Below are 889 nucleotides of genomic sequence, written 5' to 3'. Positions count from 1 at the left end.
AGGATAAACGCCAGCACAACCATTTTGACCAATGGTCGCGCCAAACGATGCTGAAAAATTCGCAATAGGTTTAGCAATACCAAGCTTATTAATTTGCACATCAATATTTAAAGGAATAGACGCTGCTGAACTACGTGAGGTAAAAGCAAATGTAAGTACAGGCGCAATTTTTCTAAAGTGTTTGATGGGTGAGCGCCCGGTTAATAAAATGATAAGTGCATGCATAATCAATACAATGAATAGGGCAACGTAGGAGGCAAGGAGGAATTTTGCTAATTGCCAAACTGCACTGGCATCGGTAGTGACAATGACTTTAATCATTAAGGCAAAAACGCCATAAGGAGTCAAACGGATAATAAAACGTACCAGTGCCATCACCCAACTTTGCAATATGCCGATACCGCGAATGATTACCGCACCTTTTTCAGGTTCTTTTGCATTAACCGTTAAAGCGGCTATCCCTAATAAACTGGCAATGACCACAGCAGATATCATCGAAGTGCTTTGTAAGCCTGCAAATGTCGCGCCGATACTAGTGGGAATGAAGCTTAAAATTAATCCTGGAATGGTCAGATCAGAGACTTGAGTGCTGCTCTCAACCATGCTTTGTCCACGCTCAATTTCTGCTTGACCAGCAACAATAGAGCTGGCATCAAGATTGAATAAATTGGCAATAATCGCGCCGTCTAAAGCAGCAAGCCCTGTCGTAATTAGTAAGGTGCCAATAATCCAGAAGCTCATAGAGCCAATCATGGACGCTTTTTCTAAACGAGCGATGGCTGCCAAGATTGAAATGAATACCAAGGGCATTGCAATCATCTTCAGCAAATTGACATAGCCATTTCCGACAATGTTTACCCAGGGTAAAAAATTACTGGTATCAATATTA

At 41.6% G+C, this 889-nt stretch carries 1 protein-coding gene; it reads right to left on the bottom strand.

The annotated features are described in order from the left end of the window. On the bottom strand, positions 1 to 885 hold an 885-nt coding region (locus ACS8FD_RS18215; protein WP_439276887.1), incomplete at its 3' end, for a cation:dicarboxylate symporter family transporter. Positions 886 to 889 lie beyond the last annotated feature (4 nt).

The sequence above is a fragment of the Psychrobacter sp. 1U2 genome, assembly GCF_051847575.1.
This window is presented reverse-complemented; position numbering and strand designations above follow the sequence as displayed.